Below are 20522 nucleotides of genomic sequence, written 5' to 3'. Positions count from 1 at the left end.
GTGGGAAGGACTCCGCCATGCCTGCTTGGATGCCCGACGCCCTCATCCACCGTGGTGCGTCCACGCCGCCTCCCACCACCGGAATCGACACAGCGATTCATCGGACAGGGCCGGCCGACGGTTGGCTCGGCGGCTACCTGCGCGACCCCGGTGGCACCCTGCTCGCTCTGCTCGGCCACCTGCGGGACTGGGCGCTCGACTGGGGGCCGGTCGTCGGCCCAGTGCTCGCCCTCGGCATCGCGGCGTTCGCGGCGGGCCGGCGGTGGTGGACGCGCCGCTGCCACGCGCGGCTGATCGTCGACGCCCGGCAGGTCACCGTGCTCGCCCCACCGACCGTGGACCCCGCGGGCGGGCAAGCGTTGTGGTCAAACCTGGTCGGGTTGCTGCGCCCGGCCTGGCGGCGGTGGCTGGTCGGGCAACCGCACGTGGCGTGCGAGTACATGTTCTCCGAAGCCGGAGTCGCGATCCGACTGTGGGTGCCCGGCGTCATCCCGCCTGGCCTGGTCGAACGCGCAATCGAGGCCGCATGGCCCGGCTCGCACACCCGCGTTGGCACCGCCGACCCGCCCCTGCCGCCACCAGACGACGGGCAGCGGCGGCTGGTCGTCGGCGGCGAACTGCGCCTCGCCCGCAGCGAGGCGCTGCCGATCCGCACCGACTTCGACGCCGACCCCCTCCGAGCCCTGATCGGCGCCCCGGTCGGACTCGGCCGCGACGAGTACGCCTGCGTGCAGATCCTCGCCCGCCCGGTCACCGGACGCCGCGTCGCCCAAGCTCGCCGCACCGCACGCAGGGTGCACACCGGCGGCTCCACCCGTGTAATCGGCCGCCTGCTCGACCTGATCACCCCTGGGATGAAGACCGGCCCCGCTCGGAAGACGACGCGCTCCGGGGCGTTGCACAGCGACCCGCAGACCTCGCTGGAGTACGCCGCCCAGAACCGCGCCATCGTGACCAAGCAGCGCGGCTCCCAGTACGAGACCGTGATCCGTTACGCCGTCGCCACCCTCCTGCCCGCCGGCGCGGCAGAAGGCGAGGTCCGCACGGCGCGGGACGTCGCCCGCGGCCGAGCACACGCCCTCGCCGCGAGCTTCGCCTCCTACACCGAACACAACCACTACACCCGCCACCGCGTACGCCACCCCGGCACCGTTCTGGCCGACCGGCGCCTCGGGAAAGGCGACCTGCTGTCGGTGGGTGAGCTGGCGGTCCTCGCGCACCTGCCGACGGACGAGGCCATCCCCGGCGTCCAGCGGGCCGGAGCCCGCGCGATCGCCCCGCCACCTGGCATCGCCACCCCCGGACCGGAGGCCAAGCCGATCGGCGTCACCGACACCGGCCACGAACGTCCCGTGGCATTGCGCGTGCCGGACGCCCGGCACCACCTGCACGTCATCGGCGCGACCGGCTCGGGCAAGTCGACACTGCTGGGCAACATGATCCTGGCCGACGCCGAGGCCGGGCGCGGGATCGTGCTGATCGACCCCAAGGGCGACCTCGTCACCGATGTGCTGTCCCGCCTGCCCCGCTCCGCCGCCGACCGAGTGGTGATCTTCGACGCCGACTCGAAGACCCGGCCTCCGTGCCTGAACCCGTTGGACGGCGGGGACACCGACCTGACCGTCGACAACCTCGTCTCGGTGTTCCGCCGCGTCTACAGCGCCTTCTGGGGGCCGCGCACCGACGACGTGATGCGCGCCGCCTGCCTCACCCTGCGCGCCCAGGAAGGCGTCGCCACCCTGGCGGACCTGCCCAAGCTGCTGGCCGACCCCGCGTTCCGGTCACGGGTCACCGCCGGGGTCACCGACCCGGTGCTGCGCGGGTTCTGGTCCTGGTACGAGGACCTCACCGACTCCTCCCGCAGTCAGGTCATCAGCCCGTTGATGAACAAGCTGCGCGCGTTCCTGTTGCGACCGTTCGTGCGCGACGCCATCGCGGGCGGCCATTCCACAGTGGACATGAGCAGCGTGCTCGACGGCGGCATCTGCCTGGTACGCATCCCCAAAGGATCGCTCGGCGAGGAGACTACCCGGCTGGTCGGGTCGCTGGTGGTCGCACGCACCTGGCAGGCCACCACCGCCCGCGCCCGCAGACCACAACGCCAACGCCGTGACGCCTCGATGGTGATCGACGAGTGCCACAACTTCCTGCACTTGCCCTATCCGATCGAGGACATGCTGGCGGAGGCACGGGGATTCCGGGTCGCGATGACCCTGGCCCACCAACACCTAGGCCAGCTTCCCCGTGAGTTGCGGGAGGGCATGTCGACCAACGCCCGCAGCAAGATCTTCTTCAACGCCTCACCGGAAGACGCGCGCGAGCTGTCCCGCCACACCGCACCCCGGCTGTCCGACCATGACCTGGCCCACCTGGGCGTCTACCACGCCGCCGTCCGTCTTGTGCTGAACGGGGAAGAAGCGCAGCCGTTCACCATGCTCACCCAGCCGCTCCCGCCCGCGATCCCCGGCCGCGCACGCGAAATCCGCAGCATCGCCCGACGCGCCCTGCGCAGCGGGGCACCCGGTCAAACCACGCCCGCGTCCGGCCCGCAGGACCCAACCCGGCCTCCGCATCGTCCCGGCCCGACCCCGGGACAGGCGCAGCTGGCCAACGGCAATCGCCGAGGCCAGTCCGGCGTCCGGGCGCCAAGCGCCGATCCGCGACGGCAACAGCCCTGACCACCCCCGGGCCACACCGCACAGCAGACGGAAGCCCTTCCACACACCCTCGTCGGAGGTCCGCGACATGATCACCAATCCCACCAGGCAGCGCACCCTTCGAGGCCACAAGGCAACCCGCCCGACCCCGCGTGCGGCGAACAACGCCGACCACCAAGCGGTGCTGGCGGGACGGCTGACCCCGCGTGACCGGTGGATCATCCGGATGCTGCACGAACACCGCGTGCTCACCGCCAACCAGATCACCGCACTCGCGTTTCCCTCCTTCCGATCGGGTCGGATGCGGCTGCGGGAGCTGTTCCAGTGGGGCGTGGTCGACCGGTTCCAACCGTTCATCACCGCCGGCACCGCACCGATGCACTACATCCTCGCGCCCGCCGGGGCCTCGGCACTGGCCGCCGAGGACGGCCTGGACGTCAAGGAACTCGGCTACCGCCACGACCGCGCCTTCGGAATCGCCCACTCCCTGCGCCTCGCGCACACCGTCGGAATCGCCGAGTGGTTCACCGCCCTGATCGACCACGCCCGCCACAGCGACCCCGCCGCGCGCAGCACGCTCGACGCGTGGTGGTCGGAGACCCGTTGTGCCCGCCACTTCGGCGACCTGATCAAACCCGACGCCTACGGCCGCTGGACCACCGACGGCCGGGATGTCGAGTTCTTTCTTGAATACGACTTCGGCACCGAGGTCCTGGCCAAGCTCGCCGGGAAACTGGCCGGCTACGCGGCCCTCGCCGCAGCCACCGGGATCACCACCCCGCTGCTGGTGTGGCTGCCGACCTCACGCCGCGAGGCCACCGCCCGCCGGCTGCTGGCACGGGCCTGGCGCGAACTCGACGACCCGCGCGCGGTGCCCGTCGCCACCGCCGCAGCCGAGTTGCTCAACCCCGAGGCCCCGCACCCGAGCCCCGCCGACGCGGTCTGGCTGCCGTTGGAGATCACCGGCGGGACGGGTGCCCGGCGGGAGCTGCACCGGTTGCCCGACGCGTGGCCGCACGTGCCGTCGCCTGGCACCGACGCGGGCAGCGAGCCGGTGTTCAGGTCGGACCCGTCGCCGCTGACGGCCCCGGCGCCCTCGCCGATGCCGCCGATCGCCACCCCGCGCGGGCCGAGCACAGTCAGGCGGTGACCATCCGATGGTTCTGAAGATCGGTGCCGCCGTGACCGCGGCGATCCTGTTGATAGTCAGCGGGGTGTCGGGCGCGATCTCGGCCCTCTTCGACGGTGACGGCAGCCGGCCCAGCGCGTCCGCGTTGGCCGACATCCCCGCCGACTACCTCGCGTTGTACCGCGCGGCGTCTGCGGTGTGTCCAAGGCTGGACTGGTCGATACTCGCCGCCATCGGCAAGATCGAGACCGACCACGGCCGCTCCAGTCTGCCCGGCGTGAGCAGCGGCGAGAACTTCGCGGGCGCCGGTGGGCCGATGCAGTTTCTGTCCGGCAGCTTCGACGGAGTGCTTGCCAGCCACCAGATCCCGCCCGGTGGCGCCACTCCGCCCTCGCGCTACAACCCCCACGACGCCATCCACGCCGCCTCGTTCTACCTGTGCGACAACGGCGTCAGCCGAGGCGACCTGCGCGCGGCGATCTTCGCTTACAACCACGCCGACTGGTACGTCACACAAGTACTCGACCAAGCCAAGCGCTACGCCGACACCGCCGCGACGGTCGGCACCGGCGACTGCAACGCCATCCAAACCCCCAACGCTATCGCCCTGGCCGCGATCAACTACGCCTGCGGGATGCGAGGACTGCCCTATGTGTGGGGCGGCAACGGACCCGACGACGGACACGCGGGATTCGACTGCTCGGGTTTGACCAAGGCCGCCTACGCCGCCGCCGGAGTGACCCTGCCGCGCACCGCCCAAACCCAGTTCAACGCCGGTCCCCGCGTTCCGGTCGGACAGCCACTGCTGCCGGGCGACCTCGTCTACTACGGCATACCCGACACCATCCACCACGTCGGCCTCTACATCGGCGCCGGACTCATGATCAACGCGCCGACGTTCGGCCAACCAGTGCAAATCGACAACTACCGGTACGAAGGCGACGACTACGCAGGCGCTACACGTCCCGCCGGTTCCATTGCGGGTAATAACAGGTTCCACGTCGCCAACGTATTGTCAACCTCCGTGCACGTCGCACGGAAGAAGCAGGCCCATGTGGCGCAAGTAATCCCGCTCCATGGCACCGTCTACACAAGATGGTTATCTTGTTTGCCAATCCCGCTTGACTTCATGGGCCGAAGGAAGCGTCCATAGTGGTGTAGCCCGAACACACCGGCAGCGCACCGGGGGGCCACATCCGCTCCGGCCGGGGCATGACCACCCACCGACCACCGATGCGAATCGAGGGAGTCATGTCCGACAAGACCCGCACCCGCACGACCCGCAGCACCGCCAGTACGACCAAAACCGCCCGGACGTCGCGGTCGGTTCCCGACCAGACCGTCGCCACGAAGGTCCGCACGGAGGCCGAGGACAAGCTGTGGGAGGCGTTGCACCACTACCCGAACAGCACCGCCGCTAACCTATCCGTGGCGGCGAGGATCGGGAAGTCGACGGCGCAGAAGATCCTTGTCAGGTGGGCGAGCGACGGCAGCGTGACCCGCACCACCGGGAGCTCCTACGGTCGGCCTCCCGCCGACCTGTGGGCGATCGCCGACGTCGATCCCACCTTGGCAGCTCCAGCCCAGGTCGACGCCGACACCACTCCGGTGGACGCCGACGGAACGAACACCACCCAGGCCGGACCGGACGTCGCCGTGCCGGTCACGCCGGACGTGCTCGATACCGACGACGCCGCCCCCAGCGAGGGTGACCCCGACGAGTCAACCGACATCGCAGCCAATGACGCGCAGGGCCCGGTGGACCCCGAGGTAACCGATCCTGCGGAGGCCGCGTCCGTTGTGGCCGGGGTGGGTGAGCACTCCGATGACGGTGCGGTGACCGGGATCGCCACGGCGACGAAGGGCGGTGCGCACACGACGGACGAGGAGGAGGCGGCACGGTTGGCACCCGGAGCGTTGCGCGGGATGGTCGAGGACTACCTGCGCGACCACCCTGGTGAGGAGTTCAGTCCCACCGTGCTCGCGAAGGCCCTGGGCGGGAAGTCGTCGGGCGCGGTGAGCAACGCGCTGGACAAGCTGGTCGCCGACGGTACCGCTGTGAAGACCCAGGACAAGCCGAGGCGTTTCGCGCTCGCCCCGGCGGAGCAGGCGGCTGCCCCAGCATCGACGAGCTGACGCTTGATAACGTGGCGGATGTGACTGTGTCCCAACGTGATGATCTTGGGATACGGCCACATCCGCTTACGTTTGGCTGGCTTGGGAATTCGCGCACGGCGTGTGCCTGAGTGGTGCGGTGAGCCCACCGGGAACCGGCGTTCGGGACCGGCGTGGCAAGCCCAGGGCGCGGCAAGCACCCGCAGCACAGGGTTCCTCGGTGAACGAGATCCGGTTGCGCACTATTTCGGTCATCGCCGCGATGGCGCTCGACGCATCGGCCTACGCCTGATCGGGTAACCGGATTGTTCCGGTCGGCCGTGCGCAAGCGCCTTCACGTCGGCCACGACATCGAAGCCTGTCCCGCCTCGGCCCTGCCAACTGACGGCTACGTCATCGTTCGACGGCCATCGCATCGGCTGCGCGGTTGTGGCGCGGGACGCACGACCGTCCACGTCATAGGGCACGGCGATCCACCGCTGGCAGCCGGGGCTGGCGGCCGGAAGCAGCGCGGGTTCGCTATCGTCCAGGGCAAGGGCCAGCGCGCGGCGGTGGCTGGAACTGTGACCAACGGGGCACTCCAGCCGGGTGCGTCCGGCGAGTCACCGATGACGGCGGCGAGCGGCCAATGGTCGTCGGCGGCGGATGAACTCCGCCTCGCGCGGAGCGAGCAGGCCCAGTCCGATCAGCGAGGCCGGGTCCGGGCGAGGACGAGCGATCCGGTGGAATCCTTCGGCGGAACCGTGTCGTTTCGAGTGGTCAGTGCGGTGGTCGGTGACGTCGGCAGCGGGTGCCGGCAAGTCACGGGCGCGGCCGGGATTACAGTGGGCGGTGTCGATCATGAACTGCAGCTCGTCACCGCACGCTCGCGGGCGAAGACCACATCGGTTCGGCATCGCATGGAGAGGGCGGGCTCGGTCCCGGAGCTCCAGCACATCGCACTCACTAGCTACATCACCGAACTCGACCGTCTCATCGGCGACCTCGACGGCGAGTAGGCCCAACCGTGATCCGCGTCGCCACCCAAGCGTGTCTGCACCATGGACTGACCTGGCTCTCGCGGGCCAACCCACTGCCGCCGATCGCGAACTGACGGTGGTCAACCTATACCGGGAAGCCGGTGTGGGCCGCGACTCGTTCTACCGCTCGCCGCTGGAATTCAAAGACGCTGTCACGGCAACACAGGCTAATCGCGACGCGTCAACCGGATCTCGTCGCACTGCGCGACGGAATCGTCATCGTGAAACGCCAGCGCGAATAGATTCCGGGTCAGCACATCGCCATAGCGCGTGAATTGGAGGAGACGGTCAGGGTCTACGTCACCGGATCCAGATTCCCGTCTTGCGGAATTCCGAGTTGGAAGAACAGGTCCGACGACTGCACCTCCGGCTGGCCGACACCGACCCTGACGTCATCGCGTTGCCCGACCGATTCTGACACCGACGGAACCGATCCGTACCGGAGCGGTGCGGCGGTCGAGTCCGGCCGTGGTCGATGTCTGTTGACGGCTCATCGCGAAGCTGTGGCGGTCGGGTGGCTGCCTTCGGCGTGCGTGGCTGGAAGGATGGGCGGAGGGCCGACGTGGTCGGCCTTGTCCGGGCCGGTGGTGAGCGGGCCAGGGTCAAGCTGGCCCGCTCACCACCGGCTGCACCTCGACCACCTGCAGTGGGTTGGTCGGGGTTACACGGTGGCGCTGCACACGCAGACGCCGTCCGGGGTGGCGGCGCACGTGCTGACGTCGCCCTGCCCGCCGATGACCGTGTCGAGCTCGGTGTCGGTCAGCTCCAGGATCTCCTTCATGATGGGTTCACCTCCTTCCGTTGCCGTGGGTGGTCTCCGCTGTCGCGGAGGTGGCTGGTGTGGGCACCTGTGGTGCGGTGGCGGGTTGGTCGAGTTGTGCGGTGACCAGCGCGGTGTAGTGCCCGTCGCGGGTGAGCAGTTCGTCGTGGGTGCCGGTTTCGACCAGGCGTCCGTCGTGCAGGACCAGAATCTGGTCGGCGTCGCGGACGGTGCTGAGCCGGTGGGCGATGATGATCTGGGTGCAGCGCTGGTCGGCGAGGTTGCGGTGGACCCGAGCTTCGGTGACGGCGTCGAGGTGGCTGGTGGCCTCGTCGAGCAGCAGCACCGTGGGGCGGCGCACGAGGGCGCGGGCCAGGGCGAGTCGTTGGCGTTGGCCGCCGGACAGGCCGGTGCCGCGTTGGGCCAGCCGTGTGGCGTAGCCCTGGGGCATAGCGGTGATCTCGTCGTGCAGCCCGGCCAGGCGCGCGCCCCGCACGATCTCCTCGTCGGGGATCGCCGGGTCGTGCAGGGTGATGTTGTCGCGGATGGTGCCGCTGAACACGAACGGCTCCTGTAACACCACGCCGATCTGGCCGCGCAGTGCGCGCGGATCAAGGGTGCCGGTGTCGTGGCCGTCGAAGCGGATGGTGCCCGCCGTGGGGGCGTAGAGGCCGAGCAGGAGCATCCCGAGGGTGGTTTTGCCCGATCCGGTGGAGCCGACGACGGCGACGCGCTGACCGGGGCGGATGGTGACGGTGACGTCGTGCAGGACCGCGGGACTGTAGGGGTCGTAGCCGAAGCCGACCCGGTCGAGTTCGATCGCTCCCCGCAGCCGCGGCGCCGTGTCCTCGGAGGGCTCGGGCCGCGGTTCGGTGGCGGTGTCGAGCACGTCGGCGAGGCGTTGCAGTTGCGCGCCGGCCAGTTGCAGGCGTTGGCCGTTGGTCGCGACGGAGGCCAGGGGGGTAAGGATCGCGGCGGCCAGCCAGGTGACCGCGAGCATGGTGCCGGGTGACAAGGTGCCGTCGAGCACCCGGGTGAGGCACAGCCACAGCACCAGCAGCGGTGTCACGAAGCGCAGTGCCGAGGTGACGGCGTCGATGGTGGAGGCGAGGTAGCCGCGGCGCAGGGTGACCGCGGTCCAGGTGGACACCAGTGTCGACAGTCGGCCCATGGCGCGGTCCTCGGCCGCCGCGGCCTTGACGGTGGACATGCCTTCGAGCATCTCCACCAGGTAGCCCTGGGCTTCGGACTGCGTGGCCAGGTCCAGCGCCATCCGTTCACGCACCACCCTGGTGGTGCTCCATAGCAGCACCACTACGGCGACGGCGACGGCCAGCACCGCGAGCGCGACGGTCAGGTCAACGAAGAACAACAGGCCGAGGTAGGTCAGCACCAGGATGGCGTCGAGCAGCGAGCCCAGTGTCTGGCCGGTCATCAGCTCGCGCAGCATGGCGATGCTGCTGAACCGGGTCACCAGGTCGCCGGTGCTGCGTTGTTCGAAGAACCGCATGGGCAGCCGCAGCAGGTGTGCGGTGAACCCGAGCAGGGCCTGGGTGTCGAGTCTGCCCTGCAACGCGACCAGCAACGCCGCCCGCAGCAGGCCGGTGACCAGTTGCGCGACCGCCACGACCAGCACGCCCAGGCCGAGCAGGGTCATCAGCGAGGAGTCCTGCAGGGTGGCCGTCTCGTCGATGACGAGCTTGGTGGCCAGCGGCATCGCGACCACGAGTGCCTGCGCGACCAGGCTGACCAGCAGTACCTGCGCCAGCAGGCCACGTGTGCCGGGCAGGGCGAGCAGCGAGCGCAGATAGCGGCGCCAGAACGGTTCCACGCGCTGACCGCCGGGCTTCGCGCCCTCACCGGGCCGGATGCTGAGCACGACCTTGCCCAGCCCGGCGGAGAACTCTGCCGGCGACAGCCGTCGCCGTCCGAGCCGGGGGTCCACCAGGTCGACGCCGCGGTCGGTGATCCGTTCCACGACGACGAAGTGGTCGTCCTCCCAGTGCGCGATCACCGGCAGCGGCACCTGCTCGAACACGGCCGGGACCGCCGGGTAGCCGCCGGCCCGCATGCCCAGTTGCCTGGCGGCGCGGACCATGACACCGGCGCTGATCCCGTCACGCCCGACCGGGCACAACCGCCGCACCTCCTGCGGCGAGATCACGTGGCCGTGGTGGTTGAGCACCATGGTCAGGCACGCGACACCGCACTCGGCGCGGCTGGCCTGCAACACCACCGGCACCCTGCGCCGTCGTGGTCGGGCGAGGACCGGCATCACAGGACCGTCCCGATCGCCGCGGCGATACCGGCCAAGGCCAGCAGCACCACAGCGAGGAGGAGCCAGGTGCGCCGCACGGCCGCGGGACGTGCCTGAGCGGGAAGCAGCTCCTCGGCCGGGCCGTGAAGCCAACGCGCGGCGTCGTCACCGAACAGCAGTCGGTCAGCACCGACGAGGTCCGGTAACGCGGCTGAGGGCGTGGTCGACGGCATCACACGTCCTCGACCCGCTCGACCGGCGGATCGGTCTGTGCCTGCGGCGACAGCGGCTGCGCGGGCGCGTCGCCCAGGTCGATCACCGTGCCCAACCGGCGCATGGCCTCGCGGTCCACCGAGTAGTACGCCCAGCTGCCCCGCTGCCGGCGGTGCAGCAGGCCGGCGCCGACCAGCTGCTTGAGGTGGTGGCTGATCGTGGACTGCGGCATGCCCATCGCGACCTGGATGTCGTAGACACAGGCCGCGAACGGGCTGGACACCAGCAGGTTCATCAGCTGCACCCGCGTCGGGTGCGCCAGCGCCTTGAACACCACCGACAGGTCGTTGGCCTGCTCGTGCGACAGACGGGGCGTGGTCAGCGGAACGCTGCAATGCGGCGCGCCCGACGACCGCGTCTCCACGATCTCCAAGCCGATGACCCGCCCAGCGGTTGCCACGAGCCGTTCACCCCCGACATCGAATTCCGTCGATCCCTTAGGGGATCGAACTTCGTCGATGTGGCCGAGAGTAGGCCCGGAGTGGCGGGCCGCGCAATCCCCCGGCACTGCCGACTGGTCAAGAGCCAGGTGTCAGGGGGACCGCGCGGCGTCAGACCCTTAGACGAACTGGGCCAGCTTGCTCTCGTAGAACTGCTTCATGCCGGCGTTGGCCTGCACGGTGACCTTGAGCGCCTCGACGAACTCGCCGACCTTGGCTCCCGGCAGCACGGCCAGCATCCGGTCGGCCGCGATGCCGGTGAACGTGCGCATGCCGATGCAGCCCAGCGCCATGCGCGGCTGCCCGGTCTCCATCGCCAACGCCAGCGCGGTGCATCCGGGACGTCCGGACACCTGCCCCGCTTCCGCGGTCCAATTCGCGTTGCCGGACGCCTCGTTGTAGATCATCGCCTGCGCCGGGGTGAGCCACAGCAGCACCACGTCCGGCTCGACCGGCAGATCTGCCAACGGCCCGTACACCACGCCCGTGCCCGCCTTGCGCACCGACGGGATGTTCGCGACCTCCGACATCTCCAGGTACTGGGCGTCGCACATCGACTGCACCAGGCCGCCCAGCTCGGCGTTGACCTCGTCGGGCATCTCGAAGCCCATCACCATGGACCCCACCGGACAGTTGAAGTGCTCCGCGGCCTCGGCGTAGAAGACCCCCTTCTCCGCCACGCGCCACATCGCACAGCTGGATGGCACCGGCCGACCGGTGTCGACAACCCCTTCCGGTCGCGCCTGCACCTTCGACAGCGCCACCGGCGGCAGGTCCAGCGACAGCAACTCGGTCAACGCGGTGGCCAGCTCGGGATGACTCATACTTCGTCCTCATCTTTCATTCCATGCCATGGCGAATCAAACGCGTCACGACAAGTGGTGCGGAAAGCTCATATTTCGACAACTCGCGCCGCGGACCGCGAAAGGACGGTCGACGCAGGATCAACTGACAGGCTTAAGGCACCCCCCAAAGAACTCCGCCTGTGATGCGCCTAACGGCGCACCCCCGGAAGCGCAGTCTGAACCAGACCCATTCAACGACATACCCCGCAGACGGGTACGTTTTCCGGAGTCGCGAACGGCCACCCCGGTCACGCAGCGTGCCGATCTCGCAGTTGTGGCTACGCCTTGCGGGTAAGGACGACCGACGTGCGCGGTTCAGGTCCGGCCGGCGTCGGGCGCCCCCGCACCGGCGTCGATGCGCCGGCACGCCGCCAGCACGGCGGCGTGGTCGGCCGCCAGCGCCCGCGCCAGGTGCACCAGGTCGACCACCCGGGGATCGGCGACCCGGTAATAGGAGAAGCGGCCCTGCCGGCGGACCTCGACGTAACCGCAGTCGGCCAGACATGCCAAATGGGTCGACACCCGACCCTGGGCCAGACCGATGTGCCGGACACACTCGCCGACCGACCGTTCACCGGCCACCAGGAACTCCAGCAGCCGCAGCCGAGCCGGGTCACCGAGGGCGCGGAAGAACTTCGCCAGCACCGCTGCCCCGTCCGTGACCTCCGGCAGCAGACCGAGCGGACCGGCGCAGCAGTCCGCCCCGCCCGCGCAGTTGACCGTCTCCACGTTCCCGTGCCGCGCCACGCAGGCAAGTATCCGCCCAAGCGGATACTTAGCGCTACCCTCGTCGCATCCGCTTAAGCAGATATGACGAGGCTACTGGCAGTAGGAGGCCCCGATGAGGTACGACCTCGCGGTGATCGGCTCGGGTGGCGCCGCCTTCGCGGCGGCGATCGCGGCACGTCGCAAAGGCCGGAGCGTGATCATGATCGAGCGCGGCACGGTCGGCGGCACGTGCGTCAACACCGGCTGCGTGCCCTCCAAGGCTCTGCTGGCCGCGGCGCAGGCCCGGCACGTCGCGCTGCACCAGCAGTTCCCCGGCATCCGCACCGCCGCCGACGGAGTGGACATGGCCGCCGTGACCGGAGCCAAACGCACCCTGGTGGACACGATGCGGACCGACAAGTACGTCGACCTCGCCGCCGACCACGGCTGGGAGATCCTGACCGGCACCGCCCGCTTCGTCGACGGCCCCGCCCTGGATGTCGACCTCACCGGAGGCGACCGGACCCGAGTGCACGCCGAGCACTACCTCGTCGCCACCGGCTCCGCCCCCTGGACACCGCCGATCACAGGGCTGGCCGGGATCGGCTACCTGACCTCGACCACCGCGATGGAACAGACCACGCTGCCGCGCTCGTTGGCGGTCATCGGCGGCAACTACGTCGGCCTGGAACAGGCACAGCTGTACGCCCGCCTCGGCGTCCGCGTGACCGTGATCGAACAGGAAGACCGGCTCGCGCCCGGCGAGGAACCGGAGATCTCCGACGGCATCCAGGGAGTGTTCGCCGACGAGGGCATCACCGTGCACACCGGCAGCGCGGTCACCTCGGTCCGACGCGAGCACGACCACGTCGTACTCGACTCCCACACCGCCAGCGCCAACGGCGAGATCCGGGCCGAGGCGCTGCTGGTGGCCACCGGACGCCGTCCGGTCACCGACGGACTCAACCTGGCCGACGTCGGCGTCACACCCGGCCCACGCGGCGAGGTGCCTGTCGACGAACACCTGCGCACCGACAACCCCCGCATCTGGGCCGCCGGGGACGTCACCGGCCATCCGCAGTTCGTCTACGTCGCCGGGGCCCACGGCACCCTGGTCGCCGACAACGCCTTCGACGACGCCCACCGCACCCTGGACTACCACCACCTGCCGCGGGTGACGTTCACCAGCCCGCAGATCGCGGCAGCCGGCCTCACCGAAGCCCAAGCCGTCGAACAGGGCTATGCGTGCGAGCGCCGGGTGCTGTCCCTGGAACACGTGCCACGCGCCCTGATCGACCGCGACACCCGCGGCCTGATCAAACTCGTCGCCGAACAAGGCACCGGACGACTGCTCGGCGCCCACGTCCTCGCCGACGGCGCCGGAGACGTGATCGCCACTGCCGTCTACGCCATGGCCAACCACATGACCGTCACGCAGATGGCCGATATGTGGTGCCCCTACCTCACCATGGCCGAAGGCCTCAAACTCGCCGCCCAGACGTTCACCCGCGACGTGACCACGCTGTCCTGCTGCGCATCCTGACCCGAAGCAGACCCAACCCCGACGCTCCGCCTCACCACGACCGTGGAGAACCGCGATGACCGAGCCGACAGACCTGAGGTTGAACAAGGGCAGCGCCTCCGCCGGCATCACCACCCCTGCCCGTCAGCTCCACCACGGGATCCTCGCTGCCTTCGCCGACACCGGCCGACCACCCGGACCACAGGACCTGGAGGACTACACCCACGACCACGGCATCGACCTCGAACCCGCGCTGCGTGAACTGACCGGGTGCGACCTGCTGGCCGTCGACCACCGGGGCCGGATCCGCGCCGCCTACCCCTTCTCGCCGACGCCGACACGCCACTCCGTGACCTGGGCGGGCGGCCCGACCACCCACGCCATGTGCGCTGTCGACGCACTCGGCATGTCCGCCATGCTCGACCACCCGGCCGTCATCACCTCCACCGAGCCTGGCAGCGACGCCACGATCACCATCCGGGTCGACCGCGACCAAGCGACCTGGACCCCGGACACCGCCGTCGTCCTCGCCGGCACCACCACCGACGACGGCTGTTGCCCCTCGGCCGACCGCACCTGCGGCTACATCAACTTCTTCACCAGCGCCCAGGCGGCATGCAACTGGGCCGATGCCCATCCCGAGATCACCGCGACCGTGCTCGACCAGACACAAGCCCTGGCAAGCGGCATCACCGAATTCGGCGCCCTCCTGCAACCGACATCGGAAACCCGTCCCGCCTGATCCACCCTGCGCCCCAGGCGGCTACGGCAGGTACCGGTCGAGCCAACGCAGGAACACCCCCAGAGCGCCACGCTCGTGCCATCCTCGTCGGACCACCGCCTTACGGACGACGTGGACTCCACCCCGCAGCATGCCGGTCACCGAAGGCCGCAGTTCATCACGCTGCCGCACGGCACGCCGCCGCAACCACCGGGCACAACGCAGACACACACCCATCTCGGGATGCTCCCCGAGCCTGACCAGTTCCGACTCCGGGAAGCCGCCCCCGCAGCACCAGCACCTCGTCGCCGCGGCACTGTCCGACTCGGGCCTCACAGTCATCGGGCCACCTCCGATCTATACGGTCGCGCAGGCCGTCAGCGACCACGGACTCGTTCGCGCGAGCATTGTCGCCGTAGGGCTGTCTACACTCCGGAAAGCCGGACTCACCGCGTGGGGCTACGCTAGATGATCCCGCCTCGCTCCACACCGTGTGCGATGACCGAGCGCGAACGTCACCGGTCTGCGCCATTAGATCCGCATCATGGCTTCGGTGGACACGGTGCAGGAAACTGCGGCAATTGATGACCTGCGACAACTTGACTGTTACATAAGTGCAGTTCGGAGTGTCGTGCCGCCAGTTGCCGGGACGTCGGCCGCCAGGCTGGTCCAGGTCATCCGGTCGTTGAGGACCTCGGCGATGGCGAGGCTCTGGTCGATGTAGAAGTCGCGCTCGACGCGGGCCCGGACGGTGCGCCCGACGATCTCCACGACGCGGGTGTAGTGGTAGCGGTGCTGGGTGGCTCCTGCGGCCTTGTCGCGTTCGATCGTGGTTGTGGTTATCCCCGCCTCCTTGCGTGTTCGGGTGCCCTGATGGGCGAATGTTGAATTCAGCCGGTGGTCAGTTCCGTGCGCGGGTTGGTCAGGAGGAAGTGGTCTCGGGCGTGTCGTCAGGGAGCTGAGCCGCTCGGCGTCATGGCCGCACTGACGTCGGAACCGGTCTTGGGCGACATGGTCTTCAGCCCACCGACCTTCGGGTGGCGCCTCGCGCCGCGGTCTCGGCGGCCGAATGCAGCTCGGTACACCCCGGCTGGTGGTCGGCCGTCTTCTGGTTCTCCCAGACGGGTCGGGTGTCGCGGTCGGGGTCGAGGTGGTCGCCGAGGTCGGCCAGGGTGGCGACGCGGGCGACGGGGGCCTCGGCGGAACAACCAGGGCAGTGGTCGAGTAGCAACCACGCCTGGCCGGGGGTGGTGTGGTCGGGGATGAATCGCCACGCGCTTCCGGTTGCCCGGTCGGTGATGGTGATCAGGTCGCCGGGGACGTCTCCGGTGCGGGCGGGGTAGGTGCGGTGGGGGTCGTCGGTGACGAGCACGGCGTCGACGGGTACTTGCAGGGCGGTGGCGATGGTGCGGGCGACACGGGCACGTCGCGCCCATCGGTTCCATGTTTCGGGGTTGTCGTGGCGGTGGCGAAACCCGTCGGGGTCGGCGGCGCGGTGGGTACGCGCGGCGCGTACCGCCCGCTCGGCGAGGCCGGGGGTCGTGGTGGTCATCGCGACCACCCGAGGGCGTCGGCGGCCGACTCGGGGAGGTGACCGACCTGTTCACCCAGGGCGAGCCACACCACGGGCGGGTCGGTGGGAGGGGTGCCGTCGCCTTCGGCGTCGTCGGGGGTGCACACCACCCTCGCGAGGAGGTGGTGCATCGGGTAGCCGGGTTGGACGGCGACCCGTAGAGGCGTGTTCGGGTCGTAGGCGGACAGGGCGGCGATCGCGTCGCCCACGGTCGTGAGTCGGGTGGTGTCGGTCATCGTGGTCACCTCGCATGCGTGGTCAGTGGGTTGGGCTTGGGGGTGAACACCGCCCCGGACCCGAACTGGTGGTGGCTGTGCGTTCTGTTGGCGGAGGGCGGGTCGTGGCGGGTGCGTTGTGTGTCAGGTTCGGATCACGGTGGCAAGGGCGGCGGTGTTGTCCTCGAAGTCCTTGACCGGTAGGGAGAAGCTGACGGTGAGAAGGCTTCCGCTCGTGTGGGCGTCCACCTGGAGCGGACCGGCTGCACCGAACCACTCGATTCCATGCGTTCCCCGCCTGGGCGAGCGTGCCGTGACGGGTGTCGGCTCGCCCGCCCCGATCACGGCCGCTACAGCGGTGATGATCTCGACGGCCCTCGCCATCGCGCGGTCACCGTTCGCCTTTTCCTCCCGGGCTTGTCGGATGAGGTTGTGGTAGCGGGGCAGGCGGGTGTTGAGGAGGTCGGCGACGTCGGCCGAGGGCATGTCGAACGACACCAGGATCTGGTGGTCCCGATGCGTGGGGTGGTAGTTCCGCTCCAGCTCGCGCGGCACTGCGGGCACCAGCACGTAGCCGGTCGATTTGGCCGCGTTCCACGGTGGCATTACGTGGAACGCCAACCCGCTGGTCGTGTCGACCAGCCTCGCCACTCCTCCGAGATTCTCGTCGTCGGGTCCGGATGTCGACTGCTTGACGTACTCACCGTCGACGATCGTGGTCCTGTCGTCCCACCGCATCGCGGTCGCGACGCCCCACGATCCCTGCATCCTGGGCGCGGTGGCGAGCATGGTCTTCACGACCCGGTTCTTCCACGAGATCACGACGTGGGCTCCTCGTTCTGGGCGCGGGGCGGGGATCCGCCGGCGGGGGTCAGCGGGTAGCGCGCAGGGCGGCGGTGGCGGCCTGCCCGATGGCGCGGGCGGTGGTGGTGGGGTCGGTCAGCCGGTGCACGGTCGTGCCGTCGAGGGGGGTGTCGTCGGGGTCGGTGGTCAGCCACAGCACCGCGCATCCGGCTGTGCGCAGGCGGTCGAGTTTGCGTTGTCCGTCGCGGCGGGGCTGGTGGCGGAATCGGCCGTCGGAGACCACGACCAGCAGGCGGGCCGCGCCGGGTCGGGACAGTCCGAGGGCACCGTCGAGGGCGTCGATGGCGGTAGGGATGTCTTCCCAGTTGTCGCGGGATTCGAACTCGGTGACCTCGGCGGGGTGTTTGCCGGGGTGAGTCAGCGGGTGCACGTGGTGGCCGAAGATCACGCTCGCGGTCTGGGCGGGCACCCTGGCGTGGCGGGCTGCGGCGGCGAGAATCCAGGCCGCCGAGGCGACGTGGGCGCGTGCCCAGCCCATCGTGCCGGACACGTCGCACGCCACCCCGAGCCGTAGCGGTGGGGTCGGCACGGGGGTGCGGGTGATGCGGGTGAACGGTTGCGCGGTGACGGTCGCCCCGGCGGCGCGTTGGGCTTCGGCGGCACGCACACCGCGCATCCTCAACCGGCCCGGCGGCAGCTCCGAGGTGGATTTGACCGCCACCCGTTCCCGGATGCCGGCGGTGTCCAACGCCCGCGCCAACACCCGCGCGGCCGAGCGCTCCTGCGGGGTGGGCGGGCGGGTGCCCGCCGTGGCGGTCGACCCGTCACGGGAACCACCGACCTCGAACACCGAGCGTGCCGCCTGGTGGGCGACCTTGTCGGCGGCGGCCTCGCGCACCCTGTCGGCGGCGGCGACTGCGGCGGGGTCCTCCGGTGCCTTCTCCCGCGCCACCCGACGCGCCACGTCGTCCAACACGGCGGCGATCGCGCCCGCCAACGGTGACGGGGACGGAGTGCCACCGGTAGGGGGCGGGGTGCCGGTTCCGTTCCCGGTCGCGGTGGTGCCGCCGGACGGGTCGGGCCTGCCGGACGGGTCGGCTGTCCCGCCGGGGTCCGGGTCGCCGGTGTTCGGGTCGGTGCCGGCGATCGCGCACCACTGCCGGCCGAGGTCGAGCATGGTCTGGCCGTTGTCGTCGGCGGTACGCAACGCCGTGCGCCACACCGCCCGCAGCTTGTCCAGCGTCTCCTCACCCAGCACGTCCCGCACCACCCGCGCGACGGGGGCGACCTCGGCGCGGGTGAGCACCCCGCCGTCCGCCCGCCCCAACAGCAGGGCGGCGGACCGGGCGGCATCGGCCTTGGTCATTTGTGGAGCGGTGGCGGGGTCGGCGAACAGGTGCAGGTCGGCGGCGACGATGCCGCGCACGCACGCGCGCAACCAGTGCCGGTCATCCGGGCGGCGGCGCACCTGGGCGGCTTCCATACGGGGCTCTTCCAACAGCATGGCGGCGGCGACCACGCCGGGCGGGGCGTCGCGCGGTGGTTCCCAGGCGGTGTGTTTGGCGTGCCCGCACTCGTGGGTCAGCGCACCCCACGCCGGGGCGTAACGGGACCGGTCGGACAGGTTCGCGGGATCCACGGTGGCGGGATCGACACCGAGGTGGTCGCCGTCGACCTCGATCAGCGCGCGGGCGGGGTAGAAACACGCCGGGGCACCACCACCCGCGCCGGGCGCGACGCTGACCACGAGGTCGTCCCGGTCAGCGATCACCGGTACCTCGTCGGCGAAGGCGGCGGACACGGTCAGCCACTCGGGGCGGGCGGGGAACATGGCGGCACCGGTGGCGGTCGGGTCGGCGGTGAAGTGGGTGCTCACGGTTGTGGGTCCTTTCGCGACGATCACGGGTTGGGACTGGCCAGGGTTCAGCGTGTGGCGGGGGTGACGCGGGCACCGAGGGCGAGGGGTTTCACGGTGCGGCCGAAGGCGTCGCGCACCACGGCGGCGACGGTGTCCCGGTCCTCTTCCGGCGCGATGCCCACCAGGTTCGCGGCGGCGGCGTCGACCCCGAGCACGGCGGCGATCTTCTTGAACGCCAACAGCTCCCGCAGTTGCGGTGCCCACCCGACCTCGCCCCGTTCCTGCCGGGTGGCGAGGTTGCGCGCCACCCTCACCGCCTTCTTGTCCACCCCCAATTGGTCCGCGAGGTCGTAGTCCGACGACACCGCGACCTGTACGGAGAACCGGGACGAGAGCGCGTCGGTGAGCACCGCGCCGTGCACTCCGGGGTTGTGGCCGGCGACCACGTAGAAGCCGGGGGCTGCGTCCACGACCTCGCCGCCGTTGGCTTTCACGATGATCTGGCGGCGGCCGTCCATCGCGGGATAGACCACCGCGAGCACGGTCGGCGGAATCAGCGTGGCGTCGTCAATGAACAACGGCACCCCGTCGCGCATCGCGCGGACCAGCGGACCGTGCACGAACACGAACTCCCCGTCCGGGGTCTTGGTGTAGTCGCCCACGAAGTCGGCCACCACGGTGTCCCCGTCGCCCTGAACCGTGACGCAGTCCGGGAACGCCGCCTCCACCACCGAGGTCTTGCCTGTGCCGGGCGGTCCGTATAGCAGCGCGGCGACCCCGGCGTCGCGCAACCGCCGCAACGCGGTCACGTCCGGCAACGAGGTCCCCGCCACCAGGCGCGGGTGGTACTCCATTCCGTTCGGACGCATCACCGGACCGGTCACCGTGCCCGCCGACCGCGCCTTCCCCGATGCCAGACCGGTCGCCGCCCCGCCCGCCCCGGCGGGTGTGGCAGCGGTGCTCGCAGGCGCGGTGGTCGGCGGCGCGGCGGGTGGTTTCGGGCGGGGCGTGCGGGGTGGTGCGGGGGTGATGGCGGGCGCGGCGGCGGAGGCCGTGGTCGCGGTCGCCCGGTAGGTCAGCGGCGTGGTCGAGACGACCTCCGCCTCGCCACGGTCCGCCAACACCCGGCACGCGTTGCCCACCGCACCGGAGGACCGGTTCAGCGTGTGCGCGATGTTCCGGGGCGTCAGGTCCTTCCCTGCGTCGGCCAGTACTCGCGCGACCATCGCGCGCAGCTCACCGTTGCGCAACCGGGATACCGACCCACCCGCCGAGGCGGCGGGCGCGGTAGCGGGGGGCGTGGTGGTTGAGGTTGACGCGGTCATCGCGGATGGTCCCTTCGGTCTTGAGTGGACGGCGGTGCGTTGGGCGGGCGGTCAGTCGTTTTCGTTGGACATAGCTCGCGCCGGGCGTGGTATTCGGTGTGGTTTCTGGTTCCCCGGTGCTAATTCAATTATTACTCTGCCGCGCGACGTGCACAATGGGAGTGGGCAACCTTTTCCAAGACTCTTTACGGGGTGGCCCCGTTGTCGTTGCGGAGGAAAATGGGAAGCCACGGTCACGGTCGCAATTCCGGCCGTTGCCTCAACTGTTTTCGCAGGTCAGTGATCCGGGCGTGCGCGGGGA

19 protein-coding genes are annotated in these 20522 nt (G+C 70.2%); 7 read left to right on the top strand and 12 right to left on the bottom strand.

Annotated elements, in window-relative coordinates; genetic code table 11:
• Positions 1-17 precede the first annotated feature (17 nt).
• From EDD40_RS13110 to EDD40_RS41005, 5 genes are all read left to right on the top strand, one after another.
• A complete protein-coding gene (locus EDD40_RS13110; protein ID WP_123743147.1) occupies positions 18-2678 on the top strand; it encodes a type IV secretory system conjugative DNA transfer family protein in 2661 nt (886 codons plus the stop codon).
• Positions 2679-2745: 67 nt separating this feature from the next.
• Complete coding sequence (locus tag EDD40_RS13105) at positions 2746-3807, top strand: replication-relaxation family protein (RefSeq protein ID WP_123743146.1); 1062 nt, start codon at positions 2746-2748, stop codon at positions 3805-3807.
• A 7-nt stretch (positions 3808-3814) separates the two neighbouring features.
• A complete protein-coding gene (locus EDD40_RS13100; RefSeq protein WP_123743145.1) occupies positions 3815-4939 on the top strand; it encodes a C40 family peptidase in 1125 nt (374 codons plus the stop codon).
• 98 nt (positions 4940-5037) lie between these two features.
• Positions 5038-5922 carry a MarR family transcriptional regulator gene (locus tag EDD40_RS13095; protein ID WP_123747992.1) on the top strand — a complete coding sequence of 295 codons (885 nt, stop codon included), beginning with the start codon at positions 5038-5040 and terminating at the stop codon, positions 5920-5922.
• A 299-nt stretch (positions 5923-6221) separates the two neighbouring features.
• The gene (locus tag EDD40_RS41005; RefSeq protein WP_148088781.1) at positions 6222-6899 is read left to right on the top strand and encodes a hypothetical protein; all 678 of its coding nucleotides are present in this window, start codon (positions 6222-6224) and stop codon (positions 6897-6899) included.
• A 682-nt stretch (positions 6900-7581) separates the two neighbouring features.
• On the opposite strand, the gene EDD40_RS13085 is transcribed toward EDD40_RS41005, so the two are convergent.
• The 6 genes from EDD40_RS13085 to EDD40_RS13060 all read right to left on the bottom strand — a co-directional run bounded on the left by EDD40_RS13085 (position 7582) and on the right by EDD40_RS13060 (position 12242).
• Entirely contained in the window at positions 7582-7701 is a 120-nt protein-coding gene (locus tag EDD40_RS13085; RefSeq protein ID WP_123743143.1) for a bacteriocin, read from the bottom strand.
• A 7-nt stretch (positions 7702-7708) separates the two neighbouring features.
• On the bottom strand, positions 7709-9913 hold the full coding sequence (locus EDD40_RS13080) for a peptidase domain-containing ABC transporter (RefSeq protein WP_170185057.1): 2205 nt from the start codon (positions 9911-9913) through the stop codon (positions 7709-7711).
• A gap of 41 nt (positions 9914-9954) precedes the next feature.
• A complete protein-coding gene (locus tag EDD40_RS13075; RefSeq protein ID WP_148088779.1) occupies positions 9955-10170 on the bottom strand; it encodes a hypothetical protein in 216 nt (71 codons plus the stop codon).
• Positions 10170-10610 carry an ArsR/SmtB family transcription factor gene (locus EDD40_RS13070; protein ID WP_148088778.1) on the bottom strand — a complete coding sequence of 147 codons (441 nt, stop codon included), beginning with the start codon at positions 10608-10610 and terminating at the stop codon, positions 10170-10172. Before EDD40_RS13070 ends, EDD40_RS13075 begins: the two co-directional genes overlap by 1 nt.
• A 159-nt stretch (positions 10611-10769) precedes the next feature.
• Positions 10770-11474 (bottom strand): DUF169 domain-containing protein, encoded by a 705-nt coding sequence (locus tag EDD40_RS13065; protein ID WP_123743139.1) that lies wholly within the window; start codon positions 11472-11474, stop codon positions 10770-10772.
• A 336-nt stretch (positions 11475-11810) separates the two neighbouring features.
• Positions 11811-12242, bottom strand: coding sequence for an ArsR/SmtB family transcription factor (locus EDD40_RS13060; protein ID WP_246037636.1), 432 nt, complete (start codon positions 12240-12242; stop codon positions 11811-11813).
• 94 nt (positions 12243-12336) lie between these two features.
• Between EDD40_RS13060 and merA the strand changes: the two genes are divergently transcribed.
• Both merA and EDD40_RS13050 read left to right on the top strand, forming a co-directional pair.
• The gene (gene merA / locus EDD40_RS13055; protein WP_123743138.1) at positions 12337-13746 is read left to right on the top strand and encodes a mercury(II) reductase; all 1410 of its coding nucleotides are present in this window, start codon (positions 12337-12339) and stop codon (positions 13744-13746) included.
• Positions 13747-13825: 79 nt separating this feature from the next.
• Entirely contained in the window at positions 13826-14467 is a 642-nt protein-coding gene (locus EDD40_RS13050) for an alkylmercury lyase family protein (RefSeq protein WP_170185056.1), read from the top strand.
• 585 nt (positions 14468-15052) lie between these two features.
• Here EDD40_RS13050 and EDD40_RS13040 read toward each other — a convergent pair.
• The 6 genes from EDD40_RS13040 to EDD40_RS13015 all read right to left on the bottom strand — a co-directional run bounded on the left by EDD40_RS13040 (position 15053) and on the right by EDD40_RS13015 (position 20221).
• Positions 15053-15217: a hypothetical protein gene (locus EDD40_RS13040; RefSeq protein ID WP_211348166.1), complete on the bottom strand. Its 165-nt coding sequence runs from the start codon at positions 15215-15217 to the stop codon at positions 15053-15055.
• A 247-nt stretch (positions 15218-15464) separates the two neighbouring features.
• Positions 15465-15998 carry a hypothetical protein gene (locus EDD40_RS13035; RefSeq protein WP_246037635.1) on the bottom strand — a complete coding sequence of 178 codons (534 nt, stop codon included), beginning with the start codon at positions 15996-15998 and terminating at the stop codon, positions 15465-15467.
• Entirely contained in the window at positions 15995-16255 is a 261-nt protein-coding gene (locus EDD40_RS13030; protein ID WP_123743135.1) for a hypothetical protein, read from the bottom strand. The genes EDD40_RS13035 and EDD40_RS13030 overlap by 4 nt, the downstream gene beginning before the upstream one ends.
• A 123-nt stretch (positions 16256-16378) precedes the next feature.
• On the bottom strand, positions 16379-17056 hold the full coding sequence (locus EDD40_RS13025) for a hypothetical protein (RefSeq protein ID WP_123743134.1): 678 nt from the start codon (positions 17054-17056) through the stop codon (positions 16379-16381).
• 49 nt (positions 17057-17105) lie between these two features.
• Positions 17106-18914, bottom strand: coding sequence for a VWA domain-containing protein (locus tag EDD40_RS13020; protein ID WP_123743133.1), 1809 nt, complete (start codon positions 18912-18914; stop codon positions 17106-17108).
• A 47-nt stretch (positions 18915-18961) separates the two neighbouring features.
• Positions 18962-20221 (bottom strand): AAA family ATPase, encoded by a 1260-nt coding sequence (locus EDD40_RS13015; RefSeq protein ID WP_123743132.1) that lies wholly within the window; start codon positions 20219-20221, stop codon positions 18962-18964.
• Between the last annotated feature and the right edge of the window lie 301 nt (positions 20222-20522).

It is taken from the genome of Saccharothrix texasensis, from assembly GCF_003752005.1.
Lineage (GTDB): Bacteria > Actinomycetota > Actinomycetes > Mycobacteriales > Pseudonocardiaceae > Actinosynnema > Actinosynnema texasense.
This window is presented reverse-complemented; position numbering and strand designations above follow the sequence as displayed.

Coding starts and splice junctions, on each gene's coding strand:
- EDD40_RS13095 (WP_123747992.1), top strand. CDS start 5,038: ATGTCCGACAAGACCCGCACCCGCACGACCCGCAGCACCGCCAGTACG.
- EDD40_RS13100 (WP_123743145.1), top strand. CDS start 3,815: ATGGTTCTGAAGATCGGTGCCGCCGTGACCGCGGCGATCCTGTTGATA.
- EDD40_RS13035 (WP_246037635.1), bottom strand. CDS start 15,998: ATGACCACCACGACCCCCGGCCTCGCCGAGCGGGCGGTACGCGCCGCG.
- merA (WP_123743138.1), top strand. CDS start 12,337: ATGAGGTACGACCTCGCGGTGATCGGCTCGGGTGGCGCCGCCTTCGCG.
- EDD40_RS13075 (WP_148088779.1), bottom strand. CDS start 10,170: ATGCCGTCGACCACGCCCTCAGCCGCGTTACCGGACCTCGTCGGTGCT.
- EDD40_RS13065 (WP_123743139.1), bottom strand. CDS start 11,474: ATGAGTCATCCCGAGCTGGCCACCGCGTTGACCGAGTTGCTGTCGCTG.
- EDD40_RS13015 (WP_123743132.1), bottom strand. CDS start 20,221: ATGACCGCGTCAACCTCAACCACCACGCCCCCCGCTACCGCGCCCGCC.
- EDD40_RS13030 (WP_123743135.1), bottom strand. CDS start 16,255: ATGACCGACACCACCCGACTCACGACCGTGGGCGACGCGATCGCCGCC.
- EDD40_RS13105 (WP_123743146.1), top strand. CDS start 2,746: ATGATCACCAATCCCACCAGGCAGCGCACCCTTCGAGGCCACAAGGCA.
- EDD40_RS13085 (WP_123743143.1), bottom strand. CDS start 7,701: ATGAAGGAGATCCTGGAGCTGACCGACACCGAGCTCGACACGGTCATC.
- EDD40_RS13110 (WP_123743147.1), top strand. CDS start 18: ATGCCTGCTTGGATGCCCGACGCCCTCATCCACCGTGGTGCGTCCACG.